Here is a 255-nt window from a genome sequence, read left to right as displayed (position 1 = left end):
GAATAACAAATTCTTACATTAGTTATTAGGAAGAAAGGAGAACGGAGCATGATATTGAAAGCATTAAGAAAGAAAGGTGTCATTACCATTAACTATTATCAAAACGGTTTATTACAAACATGTAAGGGACGTGTAAATGGTCTTAATCTTCATGATCAAACTCTTTCTCTAGAGGATGAACAACAAAATATATTCTCTATTCGTTTATCGGGCATTACTGACATTCATTAAGTCTATCATCGTGTAGTTACATTA

The 255-nt window shown here is 31.4% G+C and carries 1 protein-coding gene; it reads left to right on the top strand.

Annotated elements, in window-relative coordinates:
* Nucleotides 1-48: 48 nt before the first annotated feature.
* Entirely contained in the window at nucleotides 49-231 is a 183-nt protein-coding gene (locus tag SB754_RS21490; protein WP_074676676.1) for a YolD-like family protein, read from the top strand.
* The last annotated feature ends 24 nt before the right edge of the window (nucleotides 232-255 follow it).

The sequence above is a fragment of the Leifsonia sp. SIMBA_070 genome (assembly GCF_046534635.1).
Classification (GTDB): domain Bacteria; phylum Actinomycetota; class Actinomycetes; order Actinomycetales; family Microbacteriaceae; genus Leifsonia.
The sequence above is the reverse complement of the archived record's forward strand: the minus strand, read 5'-3'. Positions and strand labels throughout refer to the sequence as shown.

Bases quoted from the DNA above. Each gene is read 5' to 3' on its own strand.
- SB754_RS21490 (WP_074676676.1), top strand. From the start codon at position 49: ATGATATTGAAAGCATTAAGAAAGAAAGGTGTCATTACCATTAACTAT.